Raw genomic sequence first — 15775 nt, forward strand, 5'->3', positions numbered from 1 at the left:
GATGCGTCGCCACAGCTCATCCGGCACTCGCCAGCCGTCGTCCTTCTTCACTACCCCATGGCCGCGTCCTCCTGCCTCTTCAACCCGGCAGGTGGCCGACCTTCTTCCCTACCGAAATAGGCTCTTAAGACCTTTGCCCTACCGTCACGCTCATTCCCAAGGGGGCAATGCGCATGAGCGACGACGAACGCAATCACCACCACGGACTCCAGCAGGACCTGCGGGTCCTGGCGAAGCGCACGGACCGGCGGGAGCTGCTGCGCTGGATGGCCTTCACCCCCCTCATTCCCATCATCGGCTGTGGAGGCACGGACTCCGGCGGCGGCGGGGCCGCGTCCGGCTGCGCAAGGATTCCGGAGGAGACGGCCGGTCCCTATCCCGGTGACGGCTCCAACGGGGCCAACGCCCTGGCGCTGTCGGGCATCATCCGGAGCGACCTCCGCGCCAGCATCGCGGGCGCGAGCGGCGTCGCGGCGGGCATCCCTCTCACCGTCACGCTCACGCTGGTGGCCAGCGACGACAGCTGCACGCCCCTGCGCGGCTACGCCATCTACCTGTGGCACTGCGACCAGGCGGGCCGGTACTCCATGTACTCGCCGGGCGTCACCGGCGAGAACTACCTGCGCGGCGTGCAGGTGACGGATGAGGAGGGCAAGGTGACCTTCACCAGCATCTTCCCCGCCTGCTACAGCGGACGCTGGCCGCACATCCACTTTGAAATCTATCCCTCGGTGGAGGCGACCTCCTCCTCCCGCAACAAGGTCGCCACGTCCCAGCTGGCCCTGCCGGAGGACGTCTGCGAGGCGGTCTACGCGACGTCCGGCTATTCGCAGAGCGTCCGCAACCTCAACCAGGTTTCGCTCTCCAGCGACAACGTCTTCAGCGACGGCGCGTCCACGCAGCTGGCCACGGTGACGGGCAACACCACGGACGGCTACGCCGCCTCCCTGGTGGTGGGCATCAAGGTCTGACGCGCCGGCCGGGCGGGCCCGCCTGCCCGCCCGCACCGCGTCCGGGTGAGATGGCAACCCCCGGGGACGTGATGCATCTTCACGGAAGACCGCCGTGGCCCCCACCCGAACAGGAGCCCTGCCGATGTTCCAGCCTCCGAAGGACACCACCTCGAAGAAGCACCGGGGTGGCTACATCCAGCAGACGAAGGACTACGAGAAGATCCGCAAGTCCACGAAGGTGACGGGCAAGCGCATTGGCGGCGCCCTGCGGGCGGAGTTCGCCCGGCAGCAGAAGCGCCGCGACTCGCGCTGAGCCTACTTCGCCTTGGCGGGCGCGAAGTCGAAGGGCTTGTCCTGGGCGATGAGCATCACGCACTCGGCGTCCGCCGCGCACTGGTTGCGGTGCACCACCTTGCCGGGCTGGTCCCAGGTGCTGCCGGCCTCCACCGCGCCCGCTTCGGCGGCGCCCTCGCTGGTGTTCGTCATGCGGCCCTTCACCAGCACGCCGTGGTAGCTGGCGGAGTGGGTGTGCGGCCCGGAGTCGAACCCGGCGGGGAACTTCATCAGCAGGGCGTACGGGCCCTTCTTCATGTCGCCCCAGAGGACGTGCACGGACGGGCCGCCGGGCATCATCTCCGTCCAGGTGAGCTTGTCATAGGCGGTCTGCTGGAACGCGGCGGGCTCCTTCCCCTTGGCGGCGGCGAAGGTGAACGCGGAGACGACGGCGACGGCGGCGACGAGCTTGGGCAGGGTCTTCACGGGGGACTCCTCGGTGGAAGGAAACGCCGGGGAGGATGGCGGCGGAGCGGGTCTGCGAAAATGCCCGTTTGCGCAGAGCGCCTCTGCGAGAATGCAGGCCATGCCCGAATGGAGCGACCTGCGGCACTTCCTGGCCATCGCGAGGGAGGGGAACCTCTCCGCGGCGGCGCGGCGGTTGAAGGTGGACCAGACCACGGTGGGCCGGCGCCTGGCCGTGCTGGAGAAGGAGCTGGGGGCGCACCTCTTCGACCGGACCCCCACGGGCCTGAAACCCACGGCGGTGGCGCTGCGCATCCTTCCGGCCGCGGAAGCGGTGGAGGCGGAGGCGCTGCGGGTGGAGCGGCTCGCCAGCGGTGAGGACCTGCGCCCCTCCGGGCCGGTGACGGTCACCGCGACGGACTCGTTCCTGGTCCACAACGTGCTGCCGTGGCTGGCCGGCTTCGGGGCGCGGCATCCGGAAATCGAGTTGCAGCTGCTCTCCGGTTACGAGTCCCTGTCGCTGGTGCGCCGGGAGGCGGACGTCGCCATCCGGCTGGTCCGGCCCCAGGAGGCGTCGCTGCGGGCCCGGAAGGTGGCTGCCATCGGTGTCGTGCCCTTCGCGTCGAAGGCGTACCTGGCCCGCCGGGGGCCGGTGCGCTTCGACACGGGGCTCCAGGGGCACGCCGTGGTGGGCTACGCGCAGGACTCACGGCGCTGGCCGGAGTCGAAGTGGCTGGACGTGCACGCGGCGAAGGCCACCGTCTCCGTGCGGCTCACGTCCATCCTGGGGCTGCTCCAGGCGGCGCGCGAGGGGCTGGGCGTGGCGCTGTTGCCGGCGTACTTCGGCCACCTGCACGCGGAGCTCGTTCCCCTGCGTGAGGCCCTGCCGGAGCTGGAGCGGACCGTGTGGCTGGTGTTCCACGAGGACCTGGCCCACAACGCGCGGGTGCGCGCGGTGGTGGACTTCCTGGCGGAGACCATCCGGGCGCAGGCGGAGGCGCTGGCGAAGCCTCCCGCCAGGCCCCGGAAGAAGCGCGCGCGGTGAGGCCCTTCCGCCTCACCGCGCGTCAGGCCCTCACGGGGTGCCGAGCCGCTTGCCGCGGGCGAACTCCAGGCCCAGCAGGTTGCCCCGGTGGTGGATGGGATCCAGCGTGACCTTCTGGATGCGCCAGCCCTCCGCGGCGGTCTTCACCACCTCGTGCGTGTAGCGCCCCACCAGGGTCCACTCCTGGGGAAAGCCGTCCATGGTGAAGAAGTGGGAGACCTCCGCGTAGGCGTGCACCGTCGCGCGCGTGTCGCTGGTGAACTCCGTGCGCACGGTGTTGGCCGTGGAGTGCTGCACCCGGCTGAAGCATTCCAATGCCTTGTTGCCGAACTGCGCCAGCACGGCGCGCGGCGCGGTGGAGGGCGGCACCCCCATGAAGCGGGAGTAGTCCGACGTCACCTCCGGGGCGAAGACCCGCTCCCACCGGGTCCAGTCGCCCGTGTCCTTGCCATGGTCGATGGCCTGCCCGTACTCGGCCACCAGCTCCTGGATGGCAATCCAATCCAGCGTGTACTCCAGGTTCTTCTCGCGCATCGATGTCTGCCTTTCGGGAAGGGGGGATGCGCAGGCTTTCACTCTCCGTGGGAGCGGATCAACCCCAGACACCCGGGGCGCCGGGGCTTACGGCTCCGAGAGGGTGACGGTGAAGTTCCTGGGCGTGCTGCTGGTGTCCACCACGAACGCGCTGCCCGTCGCCGTCCACTCCACCTCCAGGGTGCCGGCGATGCCGTTGGCCTGCAGCTCGAGGTTCAGGTCCGTGAGCCACTCGCAGCGCGTCCCCAGCTTGCAGTCGCGCGGGAGGGACATGCGCACATCCAGCGGCGTCAACCGCCCCGCGGTCACCGGGCCGTAGTTTTCCTGGCCAGAGAAGTCCGTCCCGCTTTCGCGGAGCATGGCGCGGAACACAGGCTTCTCCGTCTGGTTGGGGTCCGCGGGCGTCCACCGGAGCTTGAACTCCACCAGCATCTCCGCTTCGACGAACTTGTCTGGCGACTTGGAGGTCGTGGCCCGCATGACGAGCGGAATCGTGACCCGGGGGGCATCGGAGGTGAGGGTGCGCGGGGCGCCCGTGTAGGGGGCGGAGGACACGGACTCGGACGTGGCCTGCGATGTCGCGACGACGCTGACGCAGGCAACCAGGAGCGCCAGACGGGAGGCCCAGTGACGCAGGCGGGACTTCGGAGCGGTGTCTTGGTGGTGGGGCATGGTGCCGCGGACAGGAGCAAGCCCGATGCCACGACTTCACAGAGGGAAACATTCCCCGGCCCCACCGTCCGTCAACTCCAACCACGACGCGTGTGTCGTGGTCGCGCGTCAGCGGTAGTGGACCGCGATGCGCTTTCCGTCGAGCAGGTGGATGTCGATGTCCAGGTCGTAGATGCCGCGCAGCACGTCGGGGCGCATGAGCTCCTCCGGCGTCCCCTGGAAGGCGACCTTCCCGGCGCGCATGGCGACGACGTGGTCGGAGTAGCAGGAGGCGTAGTTGAGGTCGTGCAGCACCAGCACCACGCACTTGCCCAGCGTGTCCGCCGCGCGCCGCAGCTCCTTCATCATGGCCACGGCGTGCTTCATGTCCAGGCTGTTGAGCGGCTCGTCCAGGAGGACGTAGTGCGTGTCCTGGCAGAGCACCATGGCCACGAAGGCGCGCTGGCGCTGGCCGCCGGACAGCTCATCCAGGAAGCGGTGGGCAATGGGCTCCAGTCCCAGGTGGGCGAGGGCGCCCTCCACGAAGGCGCGGTCCTCCACCGTGGGGCGGCCCCTGGAATGCGGGTAGCGGCCGAACGTCACCAGGTCGCGCACGGTGAGCCGGGAGGTGACGGCGTTGTCCTGCCGCAGGATGGCCAGCCTGCGCGCCAGCGCGTCGCCGGGCGTGCGGGTCACGTCCATGCCGTCCACCAGCACCGTGCCGGAGGACAGCGGCAGCAGGCGGCTCACCATGGACAGCAGGGTGGACTTGCCGGCGCCATTGGGGCCGATGATGGACGTCACGCCGCGCTCCGGGAGCTTCAGCGTGACGTCGTCCACCACCAGGGTGTCGCCATAGCGGCGGGACACGTTCCGGGCTTCAATCATCGCAGCGCGCCTCGCATGAGCAGGGTGATGAACATGAGGCCGCCCAGGAACTCGATGATGACGCGCAGGTTGGCGCCAAAGGAGAAGACGCGCTCCAGCACCAGCTGACCGCCCAGAAGGCCAATCACCGCGAGGAACACGGCCGCCGGCAGCACGTGGGCGTGACGGTGGGAGCGCACCAGCCCGTGCGCCAGGTTCGCCACCAGCAGGCCGAAGAACGTGACGGGCCCCACCAGCGCCGTGGACACCGACACCAGCACCGCCACCACCGCCAGGAGGCGCGACACCGTGCGGCGGTGGTCCACGCCCAGGTTGATGGCCACGTCGCGGCCCAGGTTCAGCACGTCGCAGGCGCGCAGCAGGTGGAAGCCCAGGGCGGACGCGCCCACGGTCATCCCCGCGGAGACGATGAGCAGGTCCGGGTCCGGGTTGTTGAAGCTGGCGAAGAAGCGGTCCTGCAGGAAGTCGAACTCGCCCGGCGCGATGAGGCGCTGGAGGAAGCTGGACAGGCTGCGGAACAGCACGCCCAGCACCACGCCCGTCAGCAGCAGCAGGTGGACGCTGCGCCGGCCGCCCTCGAACAGCCAGCGGTGCAGCACCGCGGAGAAGCCCACCATGATGGCGACCTCCACCGTGAACAGCAGCCGGGTGTCCAGGCTCGCCACCGTGCGCGCGCCCAGGAAGAAGAGCAGGCCCGTCTGCAACAGCAGGTAGAGCGTGTCGAAGCCCATGATGGCGGGCGTCAGGACGCGGTTCTCCGTCACGGTCTGGAACAGCACCGTGGAGACGGCGATGGCGTAGCCCACCAGCAGCACCGTGGCGACCTTGCGCGCGCGGAACGGCAGCACGAAGTCCCACTGGCCGCCCGCGTCCACGGTCATGAACACCCCGACGCAGACGGCGGCCAGCCCGCCCAGCAGCAAGAGCCGCTGAGCGTGGCCCTCCAGGCGCAGCGCGCTAGCCGGCACGGTCATCCCTCCGGAAGAGCAGGTGGAGGAAGAGCAGGCTGCCCACCACGCCCGCCACCGTGCCCACCGGAATCTCGTAGGGCTGGCGCACCACCCGCCCGGCGATGTCGCACAGGAGCACGAAGCCCGCGCCCATCACCGCCACCCAGGGGATGGAGCGGCGCGCGTTGTCGCCCACGATGAGGCTGACGACGTTGGGCACCACGAGCCCGATGAAGGGAATCATCCCCACGGTGGCCACCACCACTGCGGTAACCATGGCCACGATGGCCAGCCCCAGCGCCACGATGCCCGGGTGGCTCAAGCCCAGGTTGGTGGTGAAGGCCTCGCCCATGCCGGCGACGGTGAAGCGGTCCGCGACGACGTAGGCGAGGACCGTCAGCACGAAGGCGCCCCAGAGCAGCTCGTACCGGCCGCGCAGCACGCTGGAGAAGTCGCCCGTGGTCCAGGCCATCAGCGACTGCAGCAGGGAGAAGCGGTAGGCGAAGAACGTCGTCGCCGCGTCGAAGATGGCGCCCAGCACCAGCCCCACGACGGGCACCACGAGCGCCGAGCGCAGCGGGATGCGCCGGAGGATGAGCAGGAACAGCGCCGTGCCCGCCATGGAGAAGCCCGCGGCGACGGCCGTCCTGGCGAGGATGGGGATGCCGGGGGCGAAGATGGTCACCGCGAGCAGGCCCAGGCTCGCGGACTCCGCCGTGCCCGCCGTGAAGGGCTCCACGAAGCGGTTGCGCGCGAGCATCTGCATGATGAGGCCCGCCACGGCCAGGGACATGCCCGCCAGCACCAGGGCCAGCGTGCGCGGCACGCGGCTGATGACCAGCACCTGCACGGCGCGCTGGTTCTCCGCCGGCGCCAGGAGCGCGTCCCACGACACGTGGCTCACGCCAATGAGGAGGCTGGCGCCCGCGAGCACCAGCACCGCGAGCCCGGCCACGAAGAGCAGCGGCAGGGAGGCCACGGGCCCGGGGAGTGCGAAGGCCGGCTCAGGGAGCGGGGGGCTGTCGGGGCTTCGCGTAGACATCGGAGATCTGCTCCAGCAGGCGCCGCATGGAATGGATGCCGCCGCCAAGGAGGTAGGTGTTGGCGGGCTCCAGGTACACGACCTGCCCCTGCTTCCAGGCCGCCGTCTGGCGCACCAGCTCGTTGTCCAGCAGCCGCTGCGCGCCGCCGCCCTCGCCAATGGCCGCGTCCCGGTCGATGACGAACAGCCACTCCGGGTTGGTCTCCAGGATGAACTCCGAGCCGACGGCCTCCCCGTGCAGCGACGCCTTGAGCGACGGGGCCGCGGGCGGGATGCCGAAGGTGTCGTGCAGCACGCCAAAACGCGAGCCCGGCCCGTAGGCGCTCATCCGGCCGCCGGACGTCAGGACGATGAGCCCCTTGCCCCGGCTGGCGGTGGTCCCCTTCAGCGTCGCGATGGACTGGTGCAGCCCCTCCAGCAGGGTGCGCGCCTGCTCCTGCTTGTCGAAGATGGCGGCCAGCCGCTCCGTGTTGCCCTCCACCGTGACCAGGAAGTGCGCGTCGTCCGTGACCTGGTCGATGGTGGGGACCATGGCGGCGAGCTTCGCGTACCGGGCACTGGAGCGGCCGCCGGTGATGACCAGGTCGGGACGGGCGGCGTGGAGGGCCTCGTAGTCGGGCTCGAAGAGCGTTCCGAAGCGCGGGTACTTCTTCGCGTCCGCGTACTTCGCCAGCGGGCCGGGGAAGTACTCCCCTGCCACGCCCTGCACCTCCACCCCCAGCGCGTCCAGCGTGTCCAGCGTCGCCAGGTCGAACACCACGACCTTCTTCGGGTTCGGGGCCACGACGGTGCTGCCCTGCGCGTGGGGGATGGTCCGGCCCGCTCCCGGAGCAGGGGCCGCCGCCGCGGCTTCCGGCACGGCGGCCGGCGCCGGAGCGCGCGGGGCCCGCAGACCGAAGAGCACGAGCGCGAGGACCGCGACCCCGATGAGGGCCACGAGGAGGGGAGGGAACCGCCGGGGAGAGGTGCTCACGGTTGAAGGCAATCCAGAGAAGGTGATATCAAATGAAATTGATATTCATTATCGAAGTTGGGATATAGCGGATCGCCGCCGGACGGTCAAAAACCATCGGGCTTGCGCCGCCCGGGCCTTCCCTGGAAGCTGGAATTTCAAGACTTCCATGGAGAGGCCTCATGAAGCCCGTCCGAGCCGTCCTGCTGTGGTCCCTTCTCTCCACGTCCCTCGCCGGGACCGCCCACGCGCAGGACAACGGGCGCACGCTGCTCATGCAGTGGCTGGCGGATCCGGACGTCTACAAGGAGAACGACGACCTGTTCTTCCTCACCGGCACCGGCAACGGGGTGGTGCTGCCGCTGTATGAGTCGAACGACCTGACGGCGTTCCGCTTCAAGCGCGACTACAGCCCGTCCGCGGCGGATCCAACCTACGACTACTGCTTCCTCTGGGCGCCGGACCTGAGCAAGACGGGCAGCGTCTACCAGCTCCACTTCTCCGGCCACCGGGTGCCCAACGGCGCGGCGTGTCCACCGGCCGGCCAGGAGGTGACGACCTTCGTCGCCACGGCGCCGGACCTGAACCTGGCCTTCGGCGCGCCCCAGCCGCTCAACGCCAACACCACCTGGCCGCGCACCACCACGGGCACGGCGTGCCTGCCGCAGGGGTGCAACCGGAACATCCGCATCGACTCGGCGACGTTCAACGACGGCGCGGACCGCTGGCTCTTCTATGTCTGGTTCCAGAACGGCAACAACATCTCCTCGTTCAAGCTGGCCGCGCCCGGCACCGTCTACAACCACGCGGGCCCGGCGGTGTTCGCGACGCCGGCCTACGAAGAGGGCATCAACGAGGCGCCGGAGCTCTTCAAGCGCGACGGGCGCTACTACATGGTCTTCAGCGGCGGTTGGTACAACAGCCAGTACGCCATGTACTACGTGATGGCGGACACCATCCCCCAGCTCACGCGGGCGCGGGCGGTGCGGCGGCAGTCGCTGCCCCTGAGGAACTCCGCGGGCCGGCTGGTGCAGTCCCACGGCCACAACGTCATCGTCGAGCGGCGGGGCGAGTACTTCAACATCTTCCACCAGGGCGCCTTCGACAGCGCGGGCAACCTCACCTCGCGCAGCACGTACAAGCAGCGCGTCGCGTTCAAGGCGGACGGGGCGATGACGTCGCTCAACCAGGTGAGCGTCCGGTGGAACCGGCTCGCCGGGTACAGCTATTCGCTGGACGTCGTGCTGCGCGACGGGTCGGTGGTGGGGCCGTGCACGTCCGTGACGCTGCTGGGGCAGGCCAACAAGACGGTGTTCGACGGCGTGTGCCGCAGCGCCGGGGACCGCGTGGTGACGAAGGGGGAGATCGCCGCGTTCCGCATCTTCTATTCCAACAACAACGTCTGGGGGCCCTTCGTGGAGAAGGCCTATGACGGCATCTCCGACGACGTGTCGCTGGAGCTGCCCGGCGGCGTCACGCCCTTCGTGGACCTGGAGTGGAGCGAGGAGGAGACCCCGGCCCAGTACTCCATCGACGTGCAGCGGCGCGACACGGGCGCGTGGATTGGCCCGTGCATCGGGGTGGGCTCCGTGAACAAGAGTCTCGCGTGGACCTACCAGGGGCGTTGCGACACGCCGGGCATCAACGTGCCGGCCTCCAACATCCAGGCCTTCCGCGTGTGCTCCGCCGTGAACGGGGACTGGGCCCATGCGCGCTGCGGCGCGGTTGCATACGACGGACGGGCCCTGCACTCGCGCATCAACATCCCCTGAGCCTTGGGCTCAGTCGTAGTCGCACATGAAGACGTGGAAGTCGGTGCTGCCCTTCACCTTGTAGTGGAGCTTCCGGCCTCCCCCACGCGCGGACTCGATGGAGGGATGGGCCAGGATCCACTTCAGCGTGGTGGGCATGTCGTCACAGGGAACGCCGAACTTGTCGTCGAGGTCCTCCAGGAATGCGGAGGTCCTCGCGTTGGCCCCGGCCGCCTCCCGGCGCAGTTCTTCCACCTGTGCCGGGGTGCGGATCTCCCGTGTCTGTGGCTCGCTGAGCCAGGTGCTTCCGTCAGGGAAGCGCGCCTCCAGCGCCAGCCTCGCGGTGCGCGCCACCGTCGTGTCCAGCGGGACCTCGACCTGGAGGCTCGACTCGTGGGCGTTCTTCCCCATGGGGAGCGGAGCCAGACGCCGGGTCACCTGGCCCTCGGCGTCCACCTCCACCAGCGTCGCCTCGGTGGGGCGGGGGATGAGCTGATGCGCGGATACCTGCACCTGGAGCGGGGTCTTGTCTCCCACCCTGAAGTTCCGCGGCTCCCGCAGGGCCAGGGGCTGCCGGATCACCGGCGAGGGAATGTCACAGCGCACCGCCAGCTTCACGGTGACGTCGCGCTCCAGCGGGGGCTTGCCCTTGCAGGTCAGCTTGACGTGCAGGGACTTCTCGAGGGGCTTGGGGCTGCCAGCACACTGCTGGAGGACGTTCGGGATTGGCCAGAGCGCCGGGGCCACTGCGAAGGGCTCCCCATCGTGGCGGGCGCCCTCCGGCTGCAGGGTGAAGTCGAAGCCCTTCACGGTGCCGCTCAGCTCCAGCTTCTCCAGGCCGGTGCGGCAGGTGGTCTTCATGTCGAGGCTCGGGTGGAGCCAGAGGGACGTGGCGCCGCCGCCCTCCACTCCCACGAGCTTCCCCTTCATCACATAGGCAGTGGTGTCCTGTTTGAATTCGAGCCGGGGCTGCTCAGGCTCCTCCAGGAACGCTTGCTGGAGCCTCGCGTAATAGAGCCCGGACTGCATTGGGGTCAGGCGTTCCAACCGGGCCTGCGTCAGCGGGATGCTGGGGAACGGATTGTCGGGGAGGGGCTCGCGGCTCTTGAGGATGACCTGGGTGGTGCCCTTGGGGGGCGGTTCCACCTGGAGCCAGAGGGACTCGGCGGGCTGGGGCGTCAGCGCGTCCTGCAGGTCCGTCGCGTCAAGCTGGGCCAGGGGCACCTTGATGAAGGCCCGGGCCGGCATGGTGATGCGCTTCACCTTCATGCCCACCCGGAGTTTCGCCTCCTTGGCGACGCTCTTCGGCTCCACGCGGGTGATGGTGACCGTCTCGCCATCCGAACGGGCGGAGTAGCCCGCGGACTTCATCGTGACGGTGAACGGCGCCGCCGCGAACATCCAGGCGCCAGCGAACACGGACAGCAGCGATGCGAGGAACATGGGGAGCACGTTAGCGCGGGGCGAAGCGCTTCGCGGACCGCAGCTTCGCCTTCATGGCCTCCATGTCGCGGTTGCGCGGCGGCGCGGTGGTCACCAGCGAGTCCATCAGCCGGCGCGCGACCTCGGTGACGTCCTCCACGGCGCGGTTGAACGCCTCCTCGTTCGCCTTGGAGGGGGCGCTGGTGCCGCTCAACTTCCGCACGAACTGAAGGGCCGCCGCCCGCACCTCCGCGTCGGACGCGGGGGGCTCGAAGTTGAACAGCGTCTTGATGCTCCGGCACATGGGCGGGTCCCTCTTCGTGAAGTGCCGCCAGCGTACCCCACGCCCCCGCTTCCGCCGTCCGGGTGAACCCTATCGAGCCAGCTCTTATGAGGATAAACTGTCTAGCCGGATGTACCTGCAAGAAAGGGTGTTCCGCATGAAGCTTGTATCGGGTGTGTTCGCGGCACTGGTCATCGCGACGCTGGCTGCCTGTGGTGGAACGGATTCTGGCGACGTGGCGGAGGAGCTGGGGCAGTCCTCCAGCGCCTTGTCCACCTGTTCGGCGGCCTGTGCGTCGGGGCTGTCGGTGTCGTGCTCGGGGAGTTCGTGCTCCTCCGTCGACGGCCAGTATGTGCAGTGCGACGGCCTCTACCATTATTGCCCGTTGCCTCCTCCGCCCTGCACGAAGGCCAACACGTGCACGTTCATTGACGGCACCTCCTGTGCTTCTCCCGGCGCCGAGCGGCAGTGCTGTCTGAGCGGACTGCCCACGGGCGGCTGCTACTGCAAGTTCGACAACACGTGGACCTGCACCCTTCCCCCGGACGGGCCGTAGTCACGACCAGATGTGGTTCTCTCTCGACTCTCCTCTCTCCTGGAAAGGTTCTCCCCGATGCGGAAGCTCTTCGCCGTTCCCGTGACCCTCTTCTCGTTCGCGATGCTCGCCTGTGGCGGCAGCGCGGCCCCCGAGCAGCAGACCCCCGCGCCCACGCAGCAGGAGCAGGGCCTCAACGCCGTGGGCCAGGGCTGTTCGGCGGACACCCAGTGCGCGACGGGCCTGTGCTGGAGGGAGGCGGACTCGTACCCGCTCTACAACCCGTCTTGGATCCGCGCGGACCAGTGCACCGAGGAGTGCGGCGGCTCGGGCGACAACGCCTATTGCCAGCAGCTGGCCGCGGAGTTCAACGCGCCCCAGCCCAACCAGGCGCGCTGCATCCCCGCGCGGGGCGTGTATGACAACTACCCGTACGACGACACCGTCTACGTCTGCGACCTGATCCCCGCCGGCCTGGGCAAGGTCCACTGGGCGAATTGACGGCCTGACTCCACGCCGTCCGGAGCCCTGTGGCTCCGGACGGCGCGGAAGCCGCACTCGTTGTAAACTCGGCTCAACCTGATTTCAAAGGGGGGCCCCATGCGGCTGGATATCTTTTCGGAGATGCAGCACCCGAAGGAACGTTGGAGCGGTCCGGACCACGAGCACCAGATCATCCAGGAGACGCTGGAGCAGGCGCGGCTGGCGGATGAGATGGGCTACGGCGTCTGGTGGCAGGTGGAGCACCACACCGCCGTGGAGTTCAGCTACAGCTCCGCGCCGGAGGTCATGCTCACCGCCATCGCGCGGAGCACGAAGAACCTGCACGTCGGACACTCGTCGGTGCTGGCGCCCACGCGCTTCAACCACCCCATCCGCATCGCGGAGCGCGCGGCCTTCATCGACCACCTGAGCGGAGGCCGCTTCCAGCTGGGGCTGGCGCGCAGCACCATTCCGGAGTGGCGCACCTTCAACATCGAGCCTGACTCCACGCGCGGGCAGATGCAGCAGGCCTTCGAGCTGGTGCCGAAGCTGTGGACCCAGGACAAGGTCTCCTGGGATGGGCCGGACCTGAAGCTCAAGGACGTCACCGTCGTCCCGAAGCCGTACCGCAAGCCGCACCCGCCGCTGTGGCAGGCGTGCTCCAGCCCCGCGTCGTTCGAACAGGCGGGGCGCAACGGCGTGGGCGCGCTGGGGGTGACGCTCTGGGCCTCTCCGGAAGAGGTGGCGGAGATGATCCACATCTACCGCGAGGCGCTGCGCACGCGCTGCGAGCCGGTGGGCGCCTTCGTCAACGACCAGGTCGCCTTCTTCACCTTCGTGCACTGCGCGGACAGCGAACGCGAGGCGATGGAGAACGGCGCCGCGAGGGCCGCCGCCTGGTACACGAGCGGGTCGTTCACCTTCTTCGAGGCGAAGGATGCCTTCGTGAAGACGGCCGCGGAGCTGGAGGTGCTGGCGAAGGACCCGGCGGGCGGAGGCCTGACGGGCCAGTACCTGCGCAAGAAGGACCCGAACGCGCCGCAGTCCCAGGCCCAGCGCCTGCTGGGCCGCATCATGTCCGGTGAGAGCGTGCCGGATGAGCAGGTCTGGGAGGTCTTGAGCGCGCAGGACTCGCTCATCGTCGGGACGCAGGACCAGGTGCGCGCGGGGCTCAAGCGCTACCAGGCGCTGGGCATCGACGCGCTCATGTCCTTCCACCAGGTGGGCGCGCTGGCGCACGACAAGGTCCTGAAGAGCATCCGGCTCACGGGCGAGCTCATTCCGGAATTCAAGACACCGGCGGCGCCGTAGCGGGCGAGGAGAGGGCAGGGGAGCGCGGCGGTCCCACGCTCACGCTCCGCGCCACTTCTCCCGCGCGGCGGGACGGAGCAAGCTGACCTTCGTGTCCCGCCGTTCTCAGCTGTTCCTCCTGCTCGGGGTGTCCGGGCTCCTGCACGCGGCGCTCCTCGTGGCGCTGTCGCGGAGCCCGTCCGCCAGCGTCCGGCGCCACGCGCCAGCGCGGGTCGTCGAGGTGGAGATCGTGACGCGGGCCCCGCGCGCGGAGCCGCCTGCGGCCGTGGAGGAGCAGCCCGCCCCGCGCTCGCCAGGACACCCTTCGGAGCGCAAGCCGCCCGCGAGCGCGCGGCAGAAGGACGACGCACCGGCGCACCTGGCGGAGCGCGGGCCCTCCGCCCACGCGCGGGAGAAGGACGAAGCGCCTGCCAAGGCTCCCGCGACGGCCGGGGACGGTGCTCCGGAGCCCCTCGCGGAAGCACCCGAGCGCGCGTCTCCTCCGGTCCGGGATGTCCCGCTCCAGTTGGAACCGCCCGGGCTCCTGGGCGGTGGACTCTTGAAGGGACCTCCGTCGACGGGGCGGACGCTTCGCAACGTCCCGGGCTCGGCGCCGGACCCCAAGGCGCTGGCGGCCCGTGAGGCGGAGGAGGCGCGTCAGCGCGTGGACGGCTGGGCCAAGGATGCGACCGCGTCCGCGCGGGCCACCGGCGCGACGCCTCCGTACTTCGCGAAGCTGCGCCAGGGCTTCTCCGAGCGGCTGGTGAACCCGCCCCCTCCCAATACCCAGGTGCTCAGCGACCGGCTGAAGCGCGAGCAGCTGGAGTCCATCGAGCGGTTCGGCAAGACGGGCACTCCCTTCGCGCCCCAGGAGCGGGACGTCCGCCGCGAAACGTCCGACCGGCTGCGCGCGGCGGTGGAGGCCGGGCGCGCGGCGGACATGTACATGGTCGACGTCACGGCCCCCGTGCTCGCGCTCGTCGCCATCGTGGAGGTGCGGCAGGCGCGTGACGGCAGCCTGATAGACCTCCAGGTGCTGGAGGGCTCCGGGGACCCGAAGTTCGACCGCTGGGCCGTGTCCCAACTGCGTGATGCGCTCGCCAGCGCGGAGGCCCCCGCGGACGGCGGCGTGGGCATCCGCGAGGACGGGATGCGGACCCGCTGGCGGCTGGAGGAGTACCTCGGCAACCCCCGCGTGCGGGTCCACCTCATCTCCATCTACTGACTTCCGATACCGCCGAGGCGGCTGCCCGTCGCCGCGTCCAGCACCAGCAGGTTGCCCCACTGCGACACGTACACCCGGCCATCCCGGGGCCAGAGGGTGGGCGTCAAGGTGAAGTGGGACTCGGGCAGGGCCACGTCCCAGGCGACAGCGCCGGTGCGCAGGTCGCGGCGGACGAGGCGCGCGCCTCCCTTCTCCAACTCGTAGACGACGTACACGGCGTCCTCGGTGATTTCCCCCACCTCCGGCGCGGTGTCCCGCAGCTCCAGCGGGTCCCTCTCCGCCACGACGGCGTGCCACAGCGGCTTGCGGTTGCCCGGCGCGTACAGCCCCACCAGGGGCACCTGCGTCCCGGGCCATCGCGTGCCCAGCGACAGCGTGTAGCCGCCCGAGCGGTAGAGGTACTTCGTGGAGAAGCCGCGGATGTCGGAGGGCGGGTAGCTGGAGCGCTCGCAGGAGGTGGGGTGCGCCGCGGGGCGGCTCATGTTGCACGTCTGGGGGCTCAGGGGCGGCGTGGCGCAGCCCTTCGGGACCCGGGGCCAGGGCTTCGCGGTGGAGGTCCGCGTATCGAAGAGCAGGTGCTGGTTGTCGACCACCCCCACCCAGACGGACTCCGTGTCCCCTGGAGGGATGCAGAGCCGGCGCGGCGAGTCCGACAGCGGCACGCGCCCCAGCCGCTTGCCCGTTTCAAGCTCCAGCAGGTTCACGGCGCGCTGCTCGCTCATCACCAGCCGGCCATTCTGGGCGATGACCATCGTGCGGCTGGAGGCGTCCGGACCCTCCGAGGGCTGCGACTCCCAGAGCTTCTGGAACGTCCGCCCGTCGAACGCGGCGATGAAGGACCGGGAACTGGAGCCTCCTTCGTGGCGGATCACGTGGCCGACGATGTCCTCCGTCCCATCCCCGTTGACGTCCACGAACGCGGGCGCGCCCCGCTCCGCCCACTGGAGGCGCTCGGGTGCGGGCTTCGGCTCGGGCGGCGGTCCGGGGATGACAGGCGGCGGAACGGGACGGGCGACGGCGGTGGGGCGCGGGG

Annotated in this window: 18 protein-coding genes; 8 read left to right on the top strand and 10 right to left on the bottom strand. The window is 69.8% G+C overall.

All coding sequences use genetic code 11. From position 1 onward, the window contains the following. The first annotated feature begins 173 nt into the window (after nucleotides 1–173). On the top strand, nucleotides 174–971 hold the full coding sequence (locus D7W81_RS31155) for an intradiol ring-cleavage dioxygenase (RefSeq protein ID WP_120559053.1): 798 nt from the start codon (nucleotides 174–176) through the stop codon (nucleotides 969–971). Between the two features lie 124 nt (nucleotides 972–1095). Then, the gene (locus D7W81_RS42555) at nucleotides 1096–1266 is read left to right on the top strand and encodes a hypothetical protein (protein ID WP_158616851.1); all 171 of its coding nucleotides are present in this window, start codon (nucleotides 1096–1098) and stop codon (nucleotides 1264–1266) included. Nucleotides 1267–1268: 2 nt separating this feature from the next. On the opposite strand, the gene D7W81_RS44235 is transcribed toward D7W81_RS42555, so the two are convergent. Next, nucleotides 1269–1712 carry a DUF4437 domain-containing protein gene (locus D7W81_RS44235; protein WP_158621733.1) on the bottom strand — a complete coding sequence of 148 codons (444 nt, stop codon included), beginning with the start codon at nucleotides 1710–1712 and terminating at the stop codon, nucleotides 1269–1271. 100 nt (nucleotides 1713–1812) lie between these two features. Between D7W81_RS44235 and D7W81_RS31165 the strand changes: the two genes are divergently transcribed. Continuing rightward, nucleotides 1813–2736: a LysR family transcriptional regulator gene (locus D7W81_RS31165; protein ID WP_158621734.1), complete on the top strand. Its 924-nt coding sequence runs from the start codon at nucleotides 1813–1815 to the stop codon at nucleotides 2734–2736. 30 nt (nucleotides 2737–2766) lie between these two features. On the opposite strand, the gene D7W81_RS31170 is transcribed toward D7W81_RS31165, so the two are convergent. From D7W81_RS31170 to D7W81_RS31195, 6 genes are all read right to left on the bottom strand, one after another. Beyond that, the gene (locus tag D7W81_RS31170; RefSeq protein WP_120559042.1) at nucleotides 2767–3270 is read right to left on the bottom strand and encodes a nuclear transport factor 2 family protein; all 504 of its coding nucleotides are present in this window, start codon (nucleotides 3268–3270) and stop codon (nucleotides 2767–2769) included. An 87-nt stretch (nucleotides 3271–3357) separates the two neighbouring features. Then, complete coding sequence (locus tag D7W81_RS31175) at nucleotides 3358–3942, bottom strand: hypothetical protein (RefSeq protein ID WP_120559043.1); 585 nt, start codon at nucleotides 3940–3942, stop codon at nucleotides 3358–3360. Nucleotides 3943–4050: 108 nt separating this feature from the next. Then, nucleotides 4051–4809, bottom strand: coding sequence for an iron ABC transporter ATP-binding protein (locus D7W81_RS31180; protein WP_120559044.1), 759 nt, complete (start codon nucleotides 4807–4809; stop codon nucleotides 4051–4053). Further along, nucleotides 4806–5783 (bottom strand): iron chelate uptake ABC transporter family permease subunit, encoded by a 978-nt coding sequence (locus tag D7W81_RS31185; protein WP_244227546.1) that lies wholly within the window; start codon nucleotides 5781–5783, stop codon nucleotides 4806–4808. Before D7W81_RS31185 ends, D7W81_RS31180 begins: the two co-directional genes overlap by 4 nt. Beyond that, nucleotides 5767–6801, bottom strand: a complete 1035-nt coding sequence (locus D7W81_RS31190; RefSeq protein WP_244227547.1) for an ABC transporter permease — start codon at nucleotides 6799–6801, stop codon at nucleotides 5767–5769. The genes D7W81_RS31185 and D7W81_RS31190 overlap by 17 nt, the downstream gene beginning before the upstream one ends. After that, a complete protein-coding gene (locus tag D7W81_RS31195; protein ID WP_120559046.1) occupies nucleotides 6764–7774 on the bottom strand; it encodes a siderophore ABC transporter substrate-binding protein in 1011 nt (336 codons plus the stop codon). The genes D7W81_RS31190 and D7W81_RS31195 overlap by 38 nt, the downstream gene beginning before the upstream one ends. A 161-nt stretch (nucleotides 7775–7935) precedes the next feature. Between D7W81_RS31195 and D7W81_RS31200 the strand changes: the two genes are divergently transcribed. Then, the gene (locus D7W81_RS31200; protein ID WP_120559047.1) at nucleotides 7936–9525 is read left to right on the top strand and encodes a family 43 glycosylhydrolase; all 1590 of its coding nucleotides are present in this window, start codon (nucleotides 7936–7938) and stop codon (nucleotides 9523–9525) included. A 9-nt stretch (nucleotides 9526–9534) separates the two neighbouring features. On the opposite strand, the gene D7W81_RS31205 is transcribed toward D7W81_RS31200, so the two are convergent. Together D7W81_RS31205 and D7W81_RS31210 are read right to left on the bottom strand one after the other, a co-directional pair. Further along, the gene (locus D7W81_RS31205) at nucleotides 9535–10947 is read right to left on the bottom strand and encodes a hypothetical protein (protein WP_147445683.1); all 1413 of its coding nucleotides are present in this window, start codon (nucleotides 10945–10947) and stop codon (nucleotides 9535–9537) included. Between the two features lie 10 nt (nucleotides 10948–10957). After that, the gene (locus tag D7W81_RS31210) at nucleotides 10958–11230 is read right to left on the bottom strand and encodes a DUF2277 domain-containing protein (protein ID WP_120523410.1); all 273 of its coding nucleotides are present in this window, start codon (nucleotides 11228–11230) and stop codon (nucleotides 10958–10960) included. Nucleotides 11231–11366: 136 nt separating this feature from the next. Between D7W81_RS31210 and D7W81_RS31215 the strand changes: the two genes are divergently transcribed. From D7W81_RS31215 to D7W81_RS31230, 4 genes are all read left to right on the top strand, one after another. Then, a complete protein-coding gene (locus tag D7W81_RS31215) occupies nucleotides 11367–11765 on the top strand; it encodes a hypothetical protein (RefSeq protein WP_147445684.1) in 399 nt (132 codons plus the stop codon). 57 nt (nucleotides 11766–11822) lie between these two features. Beyond that, on the top strand, nucleotides 11823–12245 hold the full coding sequence (locus tag D7W81_RS31220) for a hypothetical protein (RefSeq protein ID WP_120559050.1): 423 nt from the start codon (nucleotides 11823–11825) through the stop codon (nucleotides 12243–12245). Between the two features lie 99 nt (nucleotides 12246–12344). Next, on the top strand, nucleotides 12345–13538 hold the full coding sequence (locus tag D7W81_RS31225; protein ID WP_120559051.1) for an LLM class flavin-dependent oxidoreductase: 1194 nt from the start codon (nucleotides 12345–12347) through the stop codon (nucleotides 13536–13538). Nucleotides 13539–13629: 91 nt separating this feature from the next. Continuing rightward, entirely contained in the window at nucleotides 13630–14742 is a 1113-nt protein-coding gene (locus D7W81_RS31230; RefSeq protein WP_167508122.1) for a ferrichrome ABC transporter substrate-binding protein, read from the top strand. Here the strand turns inward: D7W81_RS31230 and D7W81_RS31235 are convergent. After that, nucleotides 14736–15775: PQQ-binding-like beta-propeller repeat protein (locus tag D7W81_RS31235; RefSeq protein WP_120559056.1), on the bottom strand; the 1040-nt coding region annotated here is incomplete at its 5' end. The genes D7W81_RS31230 and D7W81_RS31235 overlap by 7 nt on opposite strands.

Source organism: Corallococcus aberystwythensis (genome assembly GCF_003612165.1).
Classification (GTDB): Bacteria; Myxococcota; Myxococcia; order Myxococcales; family Myxococcaceae; genus Corallococcus; species Corallococcus aberystwythensis.

What these genes read in the sequence shown, in the direction of transcription:
- D7W81_RS31225 (WP_120559051.1), top strand. Translation starts at nt 12,345, where the DNA reads ATGCGGCTGGATATCTTTTCGGAGATGCAGCACCCGAAGGAACGTTGG.
- D7W81_RS31170 (WP_120559042.1), bottom strand. Translation starts at nt 3,270, where the DNA reads ATGCGCGAGAAGAACCTGGAGTACACGCTGGATTGGATTGCCATCCAG.
- D7W81_RS31210 (WP_120523410.1), bottom strand. Translation starts at nt 11,230, where the DNA reads ATGTGCCGGAGCATCAAGACGCTGTTCAACTTCGAGCCCCCCGCGTCC.
- D7W81_RS31155 (WP_120559053.1), top strand. Translation starts at nt 174, where the DNA reads ATGAGCGACGACGAACGCAATCACCACCACGGACTCCAGCAGGACCTG.
- D7W81_RS31180 (WP_120559044.1), bottom strand. Translation starts at nt 4,809, where the DNA reads ATGATTGAAGCCCGGAACGTGTCCCGCCGCTATGGCGACACCCTGGTG.
- D7W81_RS31190 (WP_244227547.1), bottom strand. Translation starts at nt 6,801, where the DNA reads ATGTCTACGCGAAGCCCCGACAGCCCCCCGCTCCCTGAGCCGGCCTTC.
- D7W81_RS31200 (WP_120559047.1), top strand. Translation starts at nt 7,936, where the DNA reads ATGAAGCCCGTCCGAGCCGTCCTGCTGTGGTCCCTTCTCTCCACGTCC.
- D7W81_RS42555 (WP_158616851.1), top strand. Translation starts at nt 1,096, where the DNA reads ATGTTCCAGCCTCCGAAGGACACCACCTCGAAGAAGCACCGGGGTGGC.
- D7W81_RS31165 (WP_158621734.1), top strand. Translation starts at nt 1,813, where the DNA reads ATGCCCGAATGGAGCGACCTGCGGCACTTCCTGGCCATCGCGAGGGAG.
- D7W81_RS31205 (WP_147445683.1), bottom strand. Translation starts at nt 10,947, where the DNA reads ATGTTCCTCGCATCGCTGCTGTCCGTGTTCGCTGGCGCCTGGATGTTC.
- D7W81_RS31215 (WP_147445684.1), top strand. Translation starts at nt 11,367, where the DNA reads ATGAAGCTTGTATCGGGTGTGTTCGCGGCACTGGTCATCGCGACGCTG.
- D7W81_RS31185 (WP_244227546.1), bottom strand. Translation starts at nt 5,783, where the DNA reads ATGACCGTGCCGGCTAGCGCGCTGCGCCTGGAGGGCCACGCTCAGCGG.
- D7W81_RS31175 (WP_120559043.1), bottom strand. Translation starts at nt 3,942, where the DNA reads ATGCCCCACCACCAAGACACCGCTCCGAAGTCCCGCCTGCGTCACTGG.
- D7W81_RS31220 (WP_120559050.1), top strand. Translation starts at nt 11,823, where the DNA reads ATGCGGAAGCTCTTCGCCGTTCCCGTGACCCTCTTCTCGTTCGCGATG.